Origin of the sequence: Streptomyces sp. NPDC058964 (assembly GCF_042741275.1) — a bacterium.
Taxonomy (GTDB): domain Bacteria; phylum Actinomycetota; class Actinomycetes; order Streptomycetales; family Streptomycetaceae; genus Streptomyces.
In genome coordinates, this window is the sequence record NZ_JBHYKH010000357.1 from 535 (window position 1) to 2,699 (window position 2,165).

General features: G+C 79.0%; 1 protein-coding gene and 1 pseudogene. Both read right to left on the reverse strand.

Going from position 1 to position 2,165, the window contains the following annotated elements:
- A pseudogene (locus tag ACFW2E_RS32770) lies at window positions 1-1,090 on the reverse strand (hypothetical protein); the annotation flags it as partial.
- Between the two features lie 179 nt (window positions 1,091-1,269).
- On the reverse strand, window positions 1,270-2,165 hold an 896-nt coding region (locus ACFW2E_RS32775; RefSeq protein WP_384471282.1), incomplete at its 5' end, for a hypothetical protein.

The window sequence follows — 2,165 nt, forward strand, 5'->3', positions numbered from 1 at the left end:
GGAAGGGGGCGGCCTTCTTCAGGTAGTACGCGGTCCACAGTCCCGTGTAGCCGCCCCCCCCCCTACCCGAGGCCGCGGGCCCCGCCCCCCGGCGCCGGGCCCCCGGGGCGGGGGGGCCCCCGCCCCCCGGCCCGGCGCGCGGGCGCAGGGTGCCGACGACGGGCCGGACGGCTCCGCCGACCCCGTTCGCGAACGGCGGCACCTCCCCCACCACGGCCCGCGCGAGCGGCGGTACGGCGCCGACGACGCCGTCCGCGAAGGGATGGACGTCGCCCACCGCACCGGAGGCGAGCACCCCCGCGTCTCCCGCGGCCTGCCCGGCGACCGGCACGGCGCCGTCCACGGCGGTCCCGGCCACGGGCGGCAGCACGGCCCCCACGGCGTCCTGGGCGGCCCGGCCGGTCAGACCGGTGGCGTAGGGCGGCACGTCCGCCACGGCCCCGCCGACGACCGTCCGGGCCCCGGCCACGGCGTGACCGGCGACCGGCACGGCTCCGTGCACCGCGTCGGCGGCCACCGGCGGGACGGCGTCGGCTGCCGTCTCGTCCACGATCGGGGTGACCCTGCCGGGCACCCCGCTGGCGGCCAGGGCCTCCTCCAGTTCGGGGGCGAAGGACGAGAGCGGGCCGAAGAGGTAGTCGATCTCGTCCCGCGCAGAGGCCGCCGCGGAAGCGGTACGGGTCGCCCCGGCCGTCGTCCTGGTGGCCGCCCGATCGGCCGAATGGGTGACTCCGGCCTTGGCGGCACGGGCTGCCCGGGCGCCCTTGACGGCCTGGGCTCCCCTGACCCTGGCGATGGCGGTGCCGGCCGTGTGCTCGGCCTCGGCCGTGCCCCCGGGGGCGGACACCGTGGCGGTCGCCTCGCCTGTGGTGTGCGCGACCGTGGCGGCCGCGGTGCCGGTGACGCCGGTGGCGGTGTCCCGCACGTCGGACACGGCATCGTCGACCGTGCCGGTGACCCCGGAGGTCGTGTCCGACACGGAGAGGGACGCGGCGGGCAGCTCGTCGGCGCTGGCCACGGCCGAACCGAGGGCCCACGCGCCGGTGACTCCGGCGGCTATGACGATGGAGCGGCGGATGTTCTTGTTCATGAGTGCGTCAGATCCTTGAGGGTTCCCGGACGTCGGAGCCGCATGGGGCTGCCAGGACGTCCGAAGCGCGGCTGGGGGACACAGCCGTCCGGAGCTCGCGGGGGCCTCCGGACGGTCGGACGGGCCTGCTCCGCCTCCGCGCGAGGGGTCCGCGCGGAGAGGTGGCCCGCCGTGTGGCCCTAGCCGGGGAAGACGGGAATGTCCGGGTGCCCGTCCCTGGTCCCGGCCGCTTCGACGTGCGCGGCGGCACCGGGCGCGAGACGCAGCGGCGCCCGGTCGTTCGGGGTGACCGCGTGAGCGCCACCGTGCCTCGAGGAGTCGCTGTCGACCGCCGGCCTGCCCGGCGCACCGTCCTGGTCGCCGGGGGGTGCGGGGCGGCCCGGGGCGTCGGCGCGGGGCGCGGCGAGGTGCGCCACCGGACCCGGCTCGGGAGCGGGGGCCGGTCCGTACGCTCCGGTCGCCGTCGCGTCCGCCGCCGTACGGGCCGTCGCGCCCCGGATGCCGTGCCCTGACAACGGCCGGGCGGTACCGGGCTGTTTCGTCCCGGGCCCGGAGTGGACCGGTGCCGGCAACAGGCGACCCGGCGGCTCGGACAGTCCCGGCAGTTCGGGCAGCTTGGGCAGCTTGGGCAGCGAGGGTGTCGCGGGCAGCGCCGGCAGCCTGCCGCGTGCCTCGTCCAGCCGTTGTGTCACGGCCCCGGCCAGGTCCCCGACCGGCCGCACGGCGCGACGGGTGACGGACCCGGCGGCTCCCCGGTCCAGCGGGGCGACGGCGGCGACCGCACGGTCACCGGCGTGCTCGACCGGAGCGGCGACGGGTGCGGCGACAGGAGCGACCGGGGCGGTGACGGCCTCGACGACGCTCTTCGCCGGCAGTTTCCGCGGCACGGCACGCACCGGGTCCGCCGAAGCCGGCGGCGCGGATGCCACCGGGGTCACCGGCGGCGTCCCGTCCGCGGCGTGCGCCTGCTGCCCGCAGAGGAAGCCGAGCGCGAGCAGGCCGCCCAAAAGCAGCGCCAGTTGCAGCGCACGCCGTCCGGGCGGGGGGGGGGGGGCCCCCGCCCCCCGGCCCGCGC